General features: G+C 71.9%; 11 protein-coding genes, 1 pseudogene and 1 riboswitch. Of the genes and pseudogenes, 1 reads left to right on the plus strand and 11 read right to left on the minus strand.

Annotated elements, in window-relative coordinates:
• Window positions 1-32 precede the first annotated feature (32 nt).
• The 10 genes and pseudogenes from eno to ACFV6X_RS23400 all read right to left on the minus strand — a co-directional run bounded on the left by eno (window position 33) and on the right by ACFV6X_RS23400 (window position 10,953).
• Entirely contained in the window at window positions 33-1,313 is a 1,281-nt protein-coding gene (gene eno / locus ACFV6X_RS23355) for a phosphopyruvate hydratase (protein WP_365450502.1), read from the minus strand.
• A 293-nt stretch (window positions 1,314-1,606) separates the two neighbouring features.
• Complete coding sequence (locus ACFV6X_RS23360; RefSeq protein WP_385386369.1) at window positions 1,607-2,290, minus strand: transglycosylase family protein; 684 nt, start codon at window positions 2,288-2,290, stop codon at window positions 1,607-1,609.
• A gap of 3 nt (window positions 2,291-2,293) precedes the next feature.
• Window positions 2,294-2,473, minus strand: a riboswitch (cyclic di-AMP (ydaO/yuaA leader).
• A gap of 204 nt (window positions 2,474-2,677) precedes the next feature.
• A complete protein-coding gene (locus ACFV6X_RS23365) occupies window positions 2,678-3,763 on the minus strand; it encodes a transglycosylase family protein (RefSeq protein ID WP_385386371.1) in 1,086 nt (361 codons plus the stop codon).
• Between the two features lie 145 nt (window positions 3,764-3,908).
• Complete coding sequence (locus ACFV6X_RS23370) at window positions 3,909-5,204, minus strand: cytochrome P450 (protein WP_385386373.1); 1,296 nt, start codon at window positions 5,202-5,204, stop codon at window positions 3,909-3,911.
• A gap of 137 nt (window positions 5,205-5,341) precedes the next feature.
• On the minus strand, window positions 5,342-6,355 hold the full coding sequence (locus ACFV6X_RS23375; protein ID WP_385386375.1) for a nucleoside triphosphate pyrophosphohydrolase: 1,014 nt from the start codon (window positions 6,353-6,355) through the stop codon (window positions 5,342-5,344).
• A 58-nt stretch (window positions 6,356-6,413) separates the two neighbouring features.
• Window positions 6,414-7,055: a SurA N-terminal domain-containing protein gene (locus tag ACFV6X_RS23380; protein ID WP_385386377.1), complete on the minus strand. Its 642-nt coding sequence runs from the start codon at window positions 7,053-7,055 to the stop codon at window positions 6,414-6,416.
• Window positions 7,056-7,248: 193 nt separating this feature from the next.
• Window positions 7,249-8,733, minus strand: a complete 1,485-nt coding sequence (locus ACFV6X_RS23385; protein ID WP_385386398.1) for a serine/threonine-protein kinase — start codon at window positions 8,731-8,733, stop codon at window positions 7,249-7,251.
• Window positions 8,734-8,771: 38 nt separating this feature from the next.
• Window positions 8,772-9,416 (minus strand): hypothetical protein, encoded by a 645-nt coding sequence (locus ACFV6X_RS23390; RefSeq protein WP_385386379.1) that lies wholly within the window; start codon window positions 9,414-9,416, stop codon window positions 8,772-8,774.
• A 180-nt stretch (window positions 9,417-9,596) separates the two neighbouring features.
• Window positions 9,597-10,168, minus strand: a pseudogene (locus ACFV6X_RS23395) (N-acetyltransferase).
• Window positions 10,169-10,236: 68 nt separating this feature from the next.
• Window positions 10,237-10,953, minus strand: a complete 717-nt coding sequence (locus ACFV6X_RS23400; protein ID WP_385386381.1) for an HNH endonuclease family protein — start codon at window positions 10,951-10,953, stop codon at window positions 10,237-10,239.
• Between the two features lie 161 nt (window positions 10,954-11,114).
• On the opposite strand from ACFV6X_RS23400, the gene ACFV6X_RS23405 reads away from it, so the two are divergent.
• Window positions 11,115-11,297 (plus strand): antitoxin, encoded by a 183-nt coding sequence (locus tag ACFV6X_RS23405; RefSeq protein WP_385386383.1) that lies wholly within the window; start codon window positions 11,115-11,117, stop codon window positions 11,295-11,297.
• A 191-nt stretch (window positions 11,298-11,488) separates the two neighbouring features.
• Here the strand turns inward: ACFV6X_RS23405 and mfd are convergent, their stop codons facing one another.
• Window positions 11,489-15,022, minus strand: coding sequence for a transcription-repair coupling factor (gene mfd / locus ACFV6X_RS23410; protein ID WP_385386384.1), 3,534 nt, complete (start codon window positions 15,020-15,022; stop codon window positions 11,489-11,491).
• Window positions 15,023-15,283: the final 261 nt, after the last annotated feature.

A 15,283-nucleotide genomic window follows, 5' to 3' on the forward strand; every position in this document is an offset into this window, starting at 1 on the left:
CGTACGTACGACGCTTCCTACGAGGGCGTCGCTCAGCCCTTGAAGCGGGGGAAGGCGCTGCGGCCGGCGTACACCGCGGCGTCGTCGAGGATCTCCTCGATGCGCAGCAGCTGGTTGTACTTGGCGACGCGCTCGGAGCGGGCCGGGGCGCCGGTCTTGATCTGGCCGCAGTTGGTGGCGACGGCGAGGTCGGCGATGGTGACGTCCTCGGTCTCGCCGGAGCGGTGGGACATCATGCACTTGAAGCCGCTGCGCTGGGCCAGCTCGACGGCGTCCAGGGTCTCGGTCAGGGAGCCGATCTGGTTGACCTTGACCAGCAGGGCGTTGGCGGCGCCTTCCTCGATGCCGCGGGCCAGGCGCTCCGGGTTGGTGACGAACAGGTCGTCGCCGACGAGCTGGACCTTGTCACCGAGCTTCTCGGTGATGGTCTTCCAGCCCTCCCAGTCGTCCTCGAACAGCGGGTCCTCGATGGAGACGAGCGGGTACGCGTCGACGAGCTCCGCGTAGTACTCGGTCATCTCGGCGGCCGTGCGGTCCTTGCCCTCGAAGGTGTAGACGCCGTCCTTGTAGAACTCGGACGCGGCCACGTCGAGGGCGAGGGCGATCTGCTCGCCGGGGGTGTAGCCGGCCTCGTTGATGGCCTCCAGGATGAGGTCGAGGGCCTCGCGGTTGGAGCCGAGGTTCGGGGCGAAGCCGCCCTCGTCGCCGAGGCCGGTGGCCAGGCCCTTGCCCTTCAGCACCTTCTTGAGGGTGTGGTAGACCTCGGTGCCCCAGCGCAGGGCCTCGGAGAAGGACTCCGCGCCGATCGGGGCGATCATGAACTCCTGGATGTCCACGTTGGAGTCGGCGTGCGAGCCGCCGTTCAGGATGTTCATCATCGGCACCGGCAGCAGGTGCGCGTTGGGGCCGCCCAGGTAGCGGAACAGCGGCAGGTCGCTGGCCTCGGAGGCGGCGTGCGCGACGGCGAGCGAGACGCCGAGGATGGCGTTGGCGCCGAGGGAGCCCTTGTTGTCGGTGGCGTCCAGGTCGAACATCGCCTGGTCGATCAGGCGCTGCTCGGTGGCGTCGTAGCCGACGAGCTCCGGGCCGATCTGCTCGATGACGGCCAGGACGGCCTTCTCGACGCCCTTGCCGAGGTAGCGGTTGGGGTCGCCGTCGCGGAGCTCGATGGCCTCGAAGGCGCCGGTGGAAGCGCCGGACGGAACGGCGGCACGACCCGTGCTGCCGTCGTCGAGGCCGACCTCGACCTCGACCGTGGGGTTGCCTCGGGAGTCCAGGATTTCCCGGGCTACGACGACGTCGATGGACGGCACGAGCATCTCCTTCGTGGATGTGACGCTATTGAGCAGGACCGCGGCGGCTCTGCGAGACGAGCCTAACCGGCTCCGTGCGATCGGCCAGCCGGTCGCCCATCTCGTGGACGGAACCGAGAGTAAATTGTTTCCGAACGAAACAAAGACGGGGGTGCACCGCGCGGGAAGCGGGACACGAAAAGCCCCGCCCCGGTGCGTACGGGGGAGGACGCACCGGGGCGGGGAGCCCGTGGGGACGGGGGTGACCCTCACGGGAGCCTCTGGGGCCTCCGGCGGGTCGGCGGCGAACCGTTCTACTTCAGGTGCAGCTGCTGACCCGGGAAGATGAGGTCGGCGTCCTCGACGATGTCCTTGTTCAGCTGGAACAGCTTCTCCCAGCCGCCCTTGACGTCGTGCTCGGCGGCGATGGTGCTGAGGGTGTCACCCTCGACGACCTTGTACTCGCCGTCGCCCTTCTTCACCTTGTCGCCGGTCGGCGTGGTGACCGTCTCCTTCGCGGCCGGACGCTCCGCGGAACGCGAAGCCGGCTGCTCCTCGGTCGCACGCGTGCCGGTGTCGGTGCTCTGCGACTCGTTCGCGGCGGAGCCGCCGCCGGCGTAGGCGGCGTTCGACAGGCCCGTGCCGCAGACCGGCCAGGCGCCCTTGCCCTGACCCGCGAGCACCTTCTCGGCGATCTGGATCTGCTGCTCCTTGGAGGCCTGGTCGGCCGTGCCGGCGAACTGCGTGCCGCCGTACGCGGCCCAGGTCGAGGCGGAGAACTGCAGACCGCCGTAGTAACCGTTGCCGGTGTTGATGGACCAGTTGCCACCGGACTCGCACTGGGCGACGGCGTCCCACTCGGAGGCCGTGGCGGCGGATGCGCTGCCGGCCGCCATCAGCGGGGCGGCGACGGCGGCGGCACCGGTGACGCCGACCGCGGCGATGGCGCGAACGGTCCTGGACGGACGACGGTGCTTGCCCTTGCTGGAAAACAGCATGGTTGATCCCCTCACCGACGCCTGCGAGGTGAGCTGTCGGGTTCGGGCCGGTTGAGTTGCCCGGCCACACCTCCCTGGGAGGCGTGGCTTCACCCCAAGCCGGTTCCGGCGCTGAGTCTCCTCAACTGCCGGGCCCGGCACTTACCTTGGGTCCCCCGCTCCTGCCTACGGCGCTTTACGCGACGACTGTTCCCGGGCGGCCGCTGGCAGGATTCGGCGTTGCGGCAACCGGGGCTCGTGTTGGCGAGCGGTGATGACCGTAGACAGGCGATCGACGGAATTTCAAAGACGATCAGGGCTTCTGAGACTCATCCCACACTTTCGCCAAATCGGACATTCGACTCGAAGTGTGACGCGAACTCCCGCTGTTCCCGGGCCGTTTCCCGCCTACCTGCCAGCCGGCTCCGCGCCTACGTCCAGCGTCTGACCGGGGAAGATGTGGTGGGGGTCGCCGCCGAGGGCTTCCTTGTTGACGACATACAGCGCGGCCCATCCGCCTTGCACGCCATGGGAGTCGGCGATGCTCCAGAGCGTGTCGCCGTCCCGGACCGTGTAGGCCTCGTCGCCGGCCGCACGGGCGGTGGCACCGTCCCGCGAGGCGTGGCGCCCGGCGGACCCGCCGGCGCGGTCGCCGCCCTCCTCGGCGCTGCTTCCCCGGTGCTTGCCGGAGCCGAGGAGGCCCACATCCGTGAGGCTCGAGGTGCTCGGCGCACTCGAAGGCACGCCGGAGGACGGGGAACTTGAGGAGGATTCGCCCGATTCGGGGGATTCGCTGGAGCCGGGCGAGGTCGAGTCACCGACACCCGGCGAGCTGGAGTCGCCGGACGGGGTGGATTCACCTGATTCCGTGGGATTCCCGGAGTTCGTGGGACTGGTGGAACCCGTGGACGCGCCGGACCCCTTGGACCCGTCGGTGCCCTTGGAGCTGCTGGACCCGTTCGCGTCGCCATCGCGGCCGGAGTCGCCGGCGTGGGCGCCGCCGGACGAGTTGGACAATCCGAGCGAGCGGGACATACTGCCCGAATCGCTGGATCTCGTATGCGACGGCGTACTGGACGCGTCACCGACCACACCCGTGTCGACCGCGGCCGACTCGGAGTCCACGTCGAGCCCCACCAGCGGGCCGCAGGTCGCCCACGCGCCGACGCCCTGGTCCGCCAGAACCTTCTCGGCGACGGCGATCTGCTGCGAACGGCTGGCCTGGTCCGCGCTCGCGGCGTAGGTGAGGCCGCCGTGCTTCTCCCAGTCCTGCTGGGAGAGTTGCAGCCCGCCGTAGTAGCCGTTGCCCGTGTCGGCGCTCCAGGAGCCGCCGGTCTCGCACTCCGCGACGCGGTCCCAGGTCGTCCCGCTTGCCGCGCTCGCACCGGAGGCGGCAAGGAGGGGGATGGCGATGGCGGAGCCGGTCACACCGGCGGCGACGACGAGTGCGGGCGCCTGGCGGGGGCGACGGTGACGACCGTTCCCGGAGAGCATACGGGGACCTTTCGCGTGACAGCGGGGACCTGCGCGGCCGGTGAAGCCGGGAGGCCGCGCTGATGGGTGAACGTATAGGCAGACGATCACTTGTCACAAGTTAATGCCGCACAGATCACGTGAAGATCACATAGTTGAAAGTGCGTCACGTTTTCCGCACGGGCGTGAACTCCACCGGCAGCGTCCGCAGTCCCCGCATGATGAGCCCGCCCCGCCACCGAAGTTCGCCCGGATCCACCGCGAGCCGCAGGTCCGGGAGCCGGGTGAGGAGCGTGGCGAGCGCGGTCCGGCCCTCCAGGCGGGCCAGGGGCGCGCCGAGGCAGTAGTGGAGGCCGTGGCCGTACCCGAGGTGCTGGTTGTCGCGGCGGGCGAGGTCGAGGGCGTCCGGGTCCGCGAACCGCTCCGGATCCCGGTCCGCGGCGGCGAGTACGACGAGGACGGGGTCGCCGGGTGCGATGTCCTGACCGCCGATGGTGAGCGGCTCGGTGGCGAAGCGCCAGGTGGCGAGCTCGACGGGACCGTCGTAGCGCAGGAGTTCCTCGACGCCGGTTTCCAGCAGGGCGCGTTCGCCGCGCGCCAAGGACCCTTGGAGAAGGGCGCGTTGGCCGGGGTGGGTGAGAAGGGCGAAGGTGCCGTTGCCGATGAGGTTCACGGTCGTCTCGAAACCGGCGAACAGGAGGATGAACGCCATCGCCGCCGCCTCGTTCTCGGTGAGGTGCTCGCCGTGGTCGGAGGCGCGGATGAGGCCGGAGATGAGGTCCTCGGCCGGGCCGGGCTCGGCGGGGAGGGACTCGCGCTTGCGGTGGATGAGGTCCGCGAGATAGCCCCGCATCTTCTTCACGGACCGCGCGACCCCGCCCCGCGGTCCTCCGCCGTGCCGGATCATCATGCCCGCCCAGTCCCGGAAGTCGTCCTGGTCCTCGCGGGGGACGCCGAGCAGGTCGCAGATGGCGTAGATGGGGAGCGGGAAGGCGAAGTCGTGGATGAGGTCGGCGGAGCCGTCGCGGGCGAACCGGGCGATGAGGTCGTCGGTGAGCTCCTGCACGCGCGGGGCGAACTCGGCGACGCGGCGCGGGGTGAACGCCTTCGAGACCAGCCGCCGCAGCCGGGTGTGGTCCGGCGGATCGATGTTGAGCAGATGCGTCATCAACTCGGCCTTGCGCTCGCCGGGAATACCGGTCTTCCCCTTGGCGTGCGCGGGCTCGTCGTGGTGTGCCGGGTTCTTGGACAGCCGCTGGTCGGCGAGGGCCTGCTTGGCGTCGGCGTAACGGGTGACCAGCCAGGCCTCCACCCCGCTGGGCAGCCTGGTCCGGTGCACGGGCGCGTGCTCACGCAGCCAGGCGTAGGCGGGGTAGGGGTCGGTCGCGAACTCCCAGGTGAAGAGTTCGGGCGCCGGGGTGGAGGCGGGCGCGTGCGGGTCGGGGTGGTGCTGGTCGGTCACTCCCTGACGTTATCCGGCGGCGTGGTCCTCGTGCCGCGCAGGCGCCGGCCGCCCGCAGCAGCGCCTCCTTGAGCAGCTCCAACTCCCCCGCCGCACCGGCCCCCACACCTCGGGCCCGCCCGTTCGGGCAACGGCCCCTAGGCTTCGGCCCCCTCGGCCGCGCGCACCGCGTCCCGGTAGGCGCGGGCCGCCGCGCGCAGGGCCGCCTCCGGGTCCGCGCCCTCCGCCTCGGCGCGTATCGCCAGCGTCAGCAGCTCGTACCCGACGCCCTCGCCCGCCGGCAGGGGCACGTCCAGGCCCGCCGTGCGTACCCGGGACGCCAGCTTCGCCGCGAGGGCCAGGCCGGGCTGATGCAGCGGGATGCCCTCGGTCACCGAGGTCCGCCGCTTCTCCTCGGCCTTGGTGCGCAGCCAGTGCTCCTTGACCTCCTCGGGGGTGGCGGCGCTCTCCTCGCCGAAGACGTGCGGGTGGCGGTGGACGAGCTTGGCGACGATGGTGCCCGCGACGTCGTCGATGGAGAACGGGGCGTCGGGGTCCTCCTCCGCGATCCGGGCGTGGAAGACCACCTGGAGCAGCACGTCGCCCAGCTCCTCCCGGAGCTCGTCGCGGTCGCCCTCCTCGATCGCCTCGACGAGTTCGTACGCCTCCTCGATGCCGTACTTCACCAGGCCCTGGTGGGTCTGCCGGGACGACCAGGGGCACTCGGCGCGGATGCGGTCCATGACCTGGACGAGGTCGAGGAGGCGGGCGCCGGGCAGGTCGTAGGAGGCGGGGAGCAGCTCCAGATCCGGCATGTGGAAGCGCCCGCTGCCGGCGAGCCGCGCCAGGCCGTCCGTGAGGGCCGGCTCGCCCTCGCCGGTGGCGACTACCACCACCGTCCGCCCGCCGGCGCACGCGTCGACCAGTTCCTCGGCGGTCGGGGCGGCCTCCTCCACCGATATGGCCGCCTCCCGCAGATAGGGCAGCTGCGGGTGCGCCCCGTCGGCGCACAGCACGCGGTCGGCGGCGTGCAGCGCCTGCCACGCGGGCCAGGAGAGAAGGCCGGGGGCCACACGGTGGCTGGTGGTGAGCAGGACGATGCGGCCGGTCTCCGGGGGCGTGGGGGCACTGCGCCCGGCGTCGGGAGCGCTGTCGAAGCTGGTTGCGTTCACGATCCGAACGTAACCCACGTCGCCGCCGAGCCCGTCAGTCCACAGGCGGCCGTCGGCCCTAGGCCGGCTGCTGCCCCGCTGTGATCTCCCGCACCCACGGCGTCTTCGCGTCCACGCGGCTGCTCTTCTGGACGTCCCAGCTGCCGTAGCGCGGGTTGAGGTCGACGTTCAGCTTCTCGGAGGCCTCGGAGAGGGCCTTCCAGAAGGCGGGCTGGCTGGTGTCGGTGCCGAGCTTCGCGGCGAGCTTCTGGGCCTCCAGCTGGAGGCGGAGGTTCTCCTCCAGGCGCCGCGGCGCCACCCCGTACTGCTGCAGCCAGGTCGTCTCCAGCGCCTTCGCGCCGCCGACCTGCTCCTGCAGCCCGCCGCGCATCTCCTGGACCTCCTTGCGGCTGACGGCGATGCCGGCGTCCTGGGCGGCGCGGTGCAGCACCCGGTCGAGGACCATGCCGTGCAGGGTGTCGCGGGTCAGGGTGCCGGTCTTGGCGATCACCTGCGCGTACTGCGTCTCGTCACCCACCGCCGCCCGCTGCGCCTCGCGCACCTCGTTGACCCGGGTCTCCAGCTGCGACACGGTGATCCGCTGGCCGCCGACGACGGCCGCCGCGCCGGGATGCGCGTCGTTCCCACAGGCGGTGAGGGCGGGCGCCGAGGCGATCGCGACGGAAAGGAGAAGCGCGGTGCGGCGACGACGGCGGTGCAAGAAAACCTCCCGAGGAGATTGCAATAACAGGTGCGGCGCACAGCGCCCCACCAGGTGTGGTGGTCGGGCGACGGGCGGGCGCACAAAGTCTTGCGGTGATCGATGTTAGGCAGCAGTCCGGCTTTGGCCAACCCATTCGACCAACGATTCACCAGGACTTCGGGCACCGCCGCGCCATCCGGCTGCCGGGGGACTATCCGCGCACCTGTCCCAGCCATTGCAGCGTCCGCCGTACCTCCACCGCCAGCGGGTGCCCGATACCGCTCGTCCGTTCGACGTCGTGCAGCAGCCGCGCCAGCGTGTCGTGCGCGGCGGCGCGGTCCCCGAGGGCCAGCAGGAGGTGGCCCATGCGGCGGCGGACGTCGTGGGCGAGCTGGGGGTCGCCGGAGACGTACTGGTTCTCGTAGTACGGCAGCAGCGCCCGGTACGCGGCGAGCGCGGCCGCCGGTTCGCCGAGCTGTTCGAGGCACTGGGCGGCCTCGTAGCGGAACCGCAGGGACTGCGGGTCGGCCTGGCCGGCCTCGGCGGCACGTTCGTCGGCGAGGCGGCGCAGCTCGGGCAGCGCGCGCCGGTACTGGCCGTCGTCCATGAGCGTCGCGGCGTACTGCTTGCGCAGCGTGCGCACGACCGGGGAGTGCTCGCCGTGCTGCTCGGCCGCGGTCGGCAGGATCGCACCCAGGATGTCGACGGCCTGGGTGATCCGGCCCTCGCCGAGGAGCCGCTTGACCTCGTCGACGGCGCGCGCGACGTCCGGTCTCCCGGTGGCCGGCGGGACGGGGGCGGGCTGGGGCGCGGGCGTGCGGGCGCGGTCCGGCCAGGGGGCGTGCGGGCGTACGAAGGGGCGCGTCGGGTCGAGTGCCGCCCCACTGGGGGTGCCGCGCGCGGGCAGCAGCGGCGACAGGTCCTCGTACACCTCCTGCGCGGAGCCCGGCCGGTGCTGCGGGTCCTTGGCGAGCAGGCGCAGGACCAGGGCTTCGAGGGCCTCGGGGACCTCGGGGCGGAGCCTGCGCACGGGCACCGGGGGCTCGTAGAGGTGGCGGTGCAGCACCCCGAGCGCCGTCGAGCCCGCGAAGGGCACCTCGCCGCTGAGGAGTTCGTGCAGGACCACGCCGAGCGCGTACAGGTCCGTGTACGGGCCGACCGCGCCGCTCATCGCCTGCTCGGGCGCCATGTAGGCGGGCGAGCCGATCGGCGAGCCGGTGTGCGTCAGGCGGGTGGTGTCGGTGTCCATGACCGAGGCGACGCCCAGGTCGAGGACCGTGACCGTGCCGTCCTGCTTCACCATCACGTTGCGCGGCTTGAGGTCGCGGTGCACGATCGGCACGGCGTGCACGGCGCTCAGCACGGCACACAGTTGCGCGGCGACCGCCACCGCCCACTGCCACGGGTACGGGTCGCGCCCGGCGAGATGGCCGGAGAGGTCGACGCCGTCGACGTACTGCATGACGAGGAACAGCTCCTCGGCCTCACTGCCCGCGTCGTGCACCGTGACCAGGCCGGGGTGGTCGACCTGCGCGGTCACCCGGCACTCGCGCACGAAGCGCCGGCGCAGCTCGTCGGCCTCCTGTCCGGCCACCTTGTCGGGGCGCAGCAGCTTCACCGCCACGCGCCGGTCCAGCCGCCGGTCGTACGCCGTCCAGACCTGGCCCATGCCGCCCTGCCCGATGAGCGTGGCCAGTTCGTAGCGGTCGGCGACGACACGTCCTGTCGTCACGGTCACCTTCCGCCCTCGTGCTCGCCGTCGCGTCGGCCGTCCTGCTTGCGGAGGTAGTCGCTGAGCTCGTCCAGTTCGGCCCGGACCTGGTCGATGCGGGCGGGGGCCGGGCGTTGCGGGGGCTGGGCGGGTATCGGGGGCCGGGCGGATATCGGGGGCCGGGGGTGCGGGGTGTGCGGGCCGAGCGGGGGGTGGGGCGGCGAGGTCCGGACCGACGTCTGCGGCACCGTCGTCGCGTCGGTGTACGGCGGCTGCGGGTAGCCGTACGCCCGCGCCGGCCCGGGTGCGTGTCCGCCGCCGTGGCGGAGCTGGTGGAAGTGGCGTACCTCCGCGGCGAGGTAGTACGCCAGCACCGCCACCAGCGTGCCCAGGAGCAGCGCGAGGCCGGTCCAGCCGCCCGGGGTGTGGATCTCGTCGCCGGGTTCGGTGCCGAGGAGGATCACGGCGAGGATGTCGATGGCCAGCACGGCCACGAACAGCCCCCAGTCCAGCGACCTGCGGGTGACGATGGCCAGGCGCAGCAGCATCGTCCAGGTCAGGAAGCCGAGACTGAGGACGGAGATCGCCACGAACAGCACACGCACGAGCACCAGCCACGCCGTCGGGGGCGGCTGCTTCACCGGCTGCGTGTAGCCGTGGCCATGCATGGCTGCTCCTGGTGCCTGAAGTGCGGTGACGAAGTCGGCCGGTGTCGGGCGACGCCGGTCGTGGGAGGGTCGCTTCGAGCGTATAGCCCGACACCGACAACCCGTCACGGGTTGTACCGAACCGTTGTCACACTGATCACTTCGCGCGCGGAGCGTGCCCCCTCCGGGCGCGCCCGTGGCTCAAAGCGAGTGCCGCATCCACACGTTGGGCTCGACGTACCCCGCGTAGCCGCGCTCCGGCTCGCACCGCACCGGTTCCAGTGCCCCGGGCACCTCGACGTCACCCGCCGCGTCGAAGGGCAGCCCGGTCCAGCGGCGCCAGTCCTCCAGCGGGGCCGCCACGGTCATCGAGGCAGGTGCCACGGAGTGGAACGTGGCGCCCGCGCGGGCGTGCACGCGCAGCCAGGGGTCGTGCGGAAGCCCGTCGGGGCGGACCCGGCGCGCGTACTCCTGCATGGGCGTGCGGGGGTCGAGGTGCTCGGCGCTGGGGCGGACGGGAGCGACGACCTCGCGGAAGCCGAGGGCGCCGGCGTCGGCGCGCATCGCCGCGAGCATCAGGCCGGACAGGCCGTGCCCCTGGGCGCGCGGGGCGACGACGACTGCACGTACTGCGGCAGTTCGGCGGCGGTCCGCGGGTAGTGGGCGTTGCCGACCAGGTCGTGGACGACGAACTCGGGCCAGCTGTCGGCCATGTCGAGCACCCGGCCCACCATGTCGGGCCGCTCGGCGAGGCTGGACGTCTTCAGCTCCATACGGCAACGCCAGGCGGCGGGGCCGGGCCGGCGGAACGGGTTTTTCCCGGCCCCCGGTTCCGCGTGCGTCAGTCCGCGTGGAAACGGGGCGGCGCCTGGGTGGGATTGCCGCCGGTGGGCAGCCGTTGCCCGGGGCAGTCGGCGAGGACCCCCGTCATCGCCGACTTCTCGGCGGACGTCACCCACAGCCCGTACTTCTTCTTCACGGCGACCTGCGCGGCGACATACGTGCAGCGGTACGACCGGTTGGGCGGCAGCCACGTCGCGGTGTCGCCGTCGCCCTTGGCGCGGTTGGTGCCCGCGTCGACGGCGACGAGGTTGAGGGGGTCGTTGGCGAAGGCTATGCGCTTGCCGGGGTCCCACTGCCGGGCGCCCTTCTGCCAGGCGTCGGAGAGGGCGACCACATGGTCGATGTCCACCTGGCTGCGGCCGCGGACGAAGGCGACGTCCTTGCCGCTGTACGGGTCGGGGTCCAGGGCGCCGGAGGCCACCTCGCAGTCGCCGTCGGCGAACTCCACGTCGTCGAGGTCCCGTTTGAGGATGTCGTCGCGGGTCCCGCAACTGTTGGAGTCGGTGTCGGCCCAGGGCGAGCCGAACCGGTCCCGGTCGTACCCCGTCCTGGGCGCCCGCCCCTTCACGGGCAGCGACTGCGCGGCCGTGAGGGCCGCACCTCCACCTCCCGCCGTCCCCCGGGGGCCGTCGGTGCCGGTGGTCTGCTCCGTGCAGCCGGCCACGGCGAACATCACCACGGCGGTGGCCGTGGCCCCACCCCTCAGACGCATCACGGCGCGCCCTCCCCCTCGCCTGCTCCGTCCGCCCGGGCACGGGCGGTTGTGCCTGCCGCAACGGTAGCGCCCGAGAGGTCCAGACCATACAGTGCCCAACTCTGCGTACCTCACAAGTCGGGCGTATCGTCGGTTCTGAGTCACTCCGGAAGGAGCTCTGGATGGGCATCTTCGACAGGTTCAAGAACAAGGCGGCACAGGACAAGGCGAAGAACATGTCCGACACCGCGGAGAAGAAGGCCAACGAACGCACGGGCAACAAGTACGAGGACCAGGTCGACTCCGCCCAGCAGAACATCGAGGGCAGGTTCGGCACGGACCGCGACAGGCCCGACCGTCCGTAGGCCCGAAGTGCTACGGAGGCGACCGGGCCGAGCGAGGGGCGCGGGCCCCGCCGGCCGGCCGCTGAACCACCTGGACGCACAGCCGTCCGCGGATCACCACGACCGCGGACGGCTTCAGGTGCCCGGGTACGGGCACCGCGGGACCGGCGCGCCCGGCGCCCCTACGAGCCGAGGACCCGCGCGCCGAGGACCTAAGAGCCGAGGACCGACGCCAGGAACTCGCCGACCCAGCCCAGCAACTCCCGCCCGACCAACGGCTTCCCGCCCACCTTCGCCGTCTTCGGACGCGGCACCAGCACCTGGTGCACCGCCGGCTTGATGACCGTCCCCGGGTAGAGCCGCTTGACCCGCAGCTCCTGGGACTCGCGCAACTCCACCGGCGCGAACCGGACGTTGTTCCCCTGGAGCACGATCTCGCCCACGCCGCACGCGCGCGCGAGCATGCGCAGACCGGCCACCAGGAGCAGGTTCTCCACCGGCTCGGGCAACTTGCCGTACCGGTCGGTGAGTTCCTCCCGTACGGCCTTGACGTCCTCCTCGGAGTTGGCGGAGGCGATCGCGCGGTAGGCCTGGAGACGCAGCCGCTCGCCCGGCGCGTAGTCGTGCGGGACGTGGGCGTCGACCGGCAGCTCGATCTTGACCTCGAGCGGCGGCTCCTCCTCGATCCCGCCGGTCTCCAGCTGCCGCCGGTAGTCCGCGACGGCCTCGCCGACCATCCGGACGTACAGGTCGAAGCCGACGCCCGCGATGTGGCCCGACTGCTCGCCGCCGAGGAGGTTTCCGGCGCCGCGGATCTCCAGGTCCTTCATGGCCACGTACATGCCCGCGCCCATCTCGGTGTGCTGGGCGATGGTGGCGAGCCGCTCGTGGGCGGTCTCGGTCAGCGGCTTCTCCGGCGGGTACAGGAAGTACGCGTACCCGCGCTCGCGTCCACGCCCCACCCGCCCGCGCAGCTGGTGCAGCTGCGACAGGCCGAAAGTGTCCCCTCGTTCGACGATCAGCGTGTTCGCGTTGGAGATGTCGATGCCGGACTCGACGATCGTCGTCGACACCAGCACGTCGAACTTCTTCTCCCAGAAGTCGACGACGACCTGCTCCAGCGCCGTCTCCGACATCTGCCCGTGCGCGGTGGCGATCCGCGCCTCCGGGACGATCTCGCGCAGCCGGGACGCCGCGCGGTCGATGGACTCGACCCGGTTGTGGATGTAGAAGACCTGGCCCTCACGCAGCAGTTCACGGCGGATGGCCGCGCCGATCTGCCGCTCCTCGTAGGGGCCGACGAAGGTCAGCACCGGGTGCCGTTCCTCCGGCGGGGTGGTGATCGTCGACATCTCGCGGATGCCGGTGACCGCCATCTCCAGGGTGCGTGGGATCGGGGTGGCGGACATCGTCAGCACGTCGACGTTGGCGCGCAGCTTCTTGAGCTGCTCCTTGTGCTCGACGCCGAACCGCTGCTCCTCGTCGACGATGACGAGCCCCAGGTCCTTGAACTTCGTCTCCGAGGAGAACAGGCGGTGCGTGCCGATGACGACGTCCACCGCGCCCTCCCGCAGTCCCTCCAGGACCGCCTTGGCCTCGGTGTCCGTCTGGAACCGGGACAGCGCCTTCACGCTCACCGGGAACTGCGCGTACCGCTCGCTGAACGTCCCGAAGTGCTGCTGCACCAGCAGCGTCGTCGGCACGAGGACCGCCACCTGCTTGCTGTCCTGCACGGCCTTGAAGGCGGCCCGGACCGCGATCTCCGTCTTGCCGTAGCCGACGTCGCCGCAGACCAGACGGTCCATCGGGATGGACTTCTCCATGTCGTCCTTGACCTCGGCGATGGTCGTCAGCTGATCCGGCGTCTCCGCGTAGGGGAACGCGTCCTCCAGCTCGCGTTGCCAGGGGCTGTCCGTGCCGAACGCGTGCCCGGGCGCCGCCATCCGCGCGCTGTAGAGCTTGATCAGGTCGGCCGCGATCTCCTTGACGGCCTTCTTCGCGCGCGCCTTGGTCTTCGTCCAGTCCGCGCCGCCCAGGCGGTGCAGCGTGGGCGCCTCGCCGCCGACGTACTTGGTGATCTGCTCCAGCTGGTCGGTGGGGATGTAGAGACGGTCGCCGGGCTGGCCGCGCTTGGCGGGGGCGTACTCCACGACCAGGTACTCACGGGTCGCGCCCTGCACGGTGCGCTGCACCATCTCGATGTAACGGCCCACGCCGTGCTGCTCGTGGACGATGTAGTCGCCCGCCTCCAGGGTGAGCGGGTCGATGGTCTTGCGGCGGCGGGCGGGCATGCGCTGGCCGTCGCGTCCGGCGGCCTTCTGGCCGGACAGGTCGGTCTCGGTGAGCACGGCGAGCCGGAGTGCCGGGTCGACGAAGCCGTGGTCGATCGAGCCGCACGCCACGTGCACCAGGGACGGGGAGATGTCGCCCAGGTCCGTGTCCAGCCGGGCCGCGATGCCCTCGCCGCCGAGCACCTCGACGGTGCGGGCGGCCGGGCCGTGGCCCTCCGTGACGTAGATGGTGCGCCAGCCGTCGGCGAGCCAGCCCTTTGTGTCGGCGAGCGCCTTGGCGGTGTCGCCGCGATAGGTCTCCGGGGCGTGCATCCCGAGCTTGAGGGTGGCCGCGTCGAGTTCCTCGTCGGCGGCGAACGGCGACACCGACCACCACATCATGTCCAGCTCGCGCGCCCGGTCACGGACGTCCGCGATGGACCACAGGGACGCAGCGCCGACGTCGATGGGCGCCTCGCCGCCGCCCGCGGTGGCCGCCCAGGACGCCTGGAGGAACTCCTGCGAGGTCGCCACGAGGTCCGCGGCACGCGTACGCACCCGCTCCGGGTCGCACACGACGGCCATGGAGCCCTTGGGAAGCACGTCGAGCAGCAGCTCCATGTCGTCGACGAGGACCGGCGCGAGCGACTCCATGCCCTCCACGGCGATGCCCTCGGCGATCTTGCCGAGCAGCTCGCCGAGCTCAGGGTGCTCCTCGGCGAGGGCACGGGCGCGGGCGCGCACGTCGTCGGTGAGCAGCAGCTCACGGCAGGGCGGGGCCCACAGGCCGTGCCCGGCGACTTCGAGGGAGCGCTGGTCGGCGACCTTGAAGTAGCGGATCTCCTCGACGTCGTCGCCCCAGAACTCGATGCGCAGGGGGTGTTCCTCGGTGGGCGGGAAGACGTCGAGGATCCCGCCCCGTACGGCGAACTCACCGCGCTTCTCGACCAGCTCCACGCGCGCGTACGCGGCGGCCGCGAGGGCGTCGACGATCTCGTTCAGGTCGGCGGTCTGCCCGCTCCGCAGCGCGACCGGCTCCAGGTCGCCCAGGCCCTTCACCTGGGGCTGGAGCACGGAGCGCACGGGTGCCACGACGACGGAGACCGGGCCGGTCTCGGGGTCGTCGGGGCGGGGGTGGGCCAGCCTGCGCAGCACGGCGAGGCGGCGGCCCACGGTGTCGCTGCGGGGGCTCAGCCGCTCGTGCGGGAGCGTCTCCCACGCCGGGTAGTCCACGACGCCGTCCGGGGGCAGCAGCGTCCGCAGGGCCGCCGTGAGGTCCTCCGCCTCACGGCCGGTCGCCGTCACCGCCAGCACCGGGCGGCCGCTCTCGCGGGCCAGCGCGGCGACGGCGAAGGGGCGGGCCGCCGGGGGGCCGACCAGGTCGACGTGCGTCCGGTTGCCGTCCGTGGCCGCCTTGATCGCTTCCGCGAGTGCGGCGTCCTTGACGACGGCGTCGAGCAGACCGTGCAGGCTCATGGGGGGGCTTTCCGTCCGGGATGACAAGGGCTGATGACTGACCGGACTCGGGACGAGTGGTCGGCCGAGTCCGGGGCGGGCAACGCGAACCACCCGACACGCGGTGCGGGCCGGGGGTCTCCAGAGTACGTCGCCGCCGCACATGTCACCCGTGGGAGTGAATCCGCCGTGCGGGGCGGACCGGGCTTGCGGGGGTGTGGGGCCGGGGCGGGAGCGGGCTCGTGGGACGCCGACGGCCCGGCGCCGGGAGTCCCCCAGGAC

The sequence above is a fragment of the Streptomyces sp. NPDC059861 genome (genome assembly GCF_042731435.1).
Taxonomy (GTDB): Bacteria; Actinomycetota; Actinomycetes; order Streptomycetales; family Streptomycetaceae; genus Streptomyces.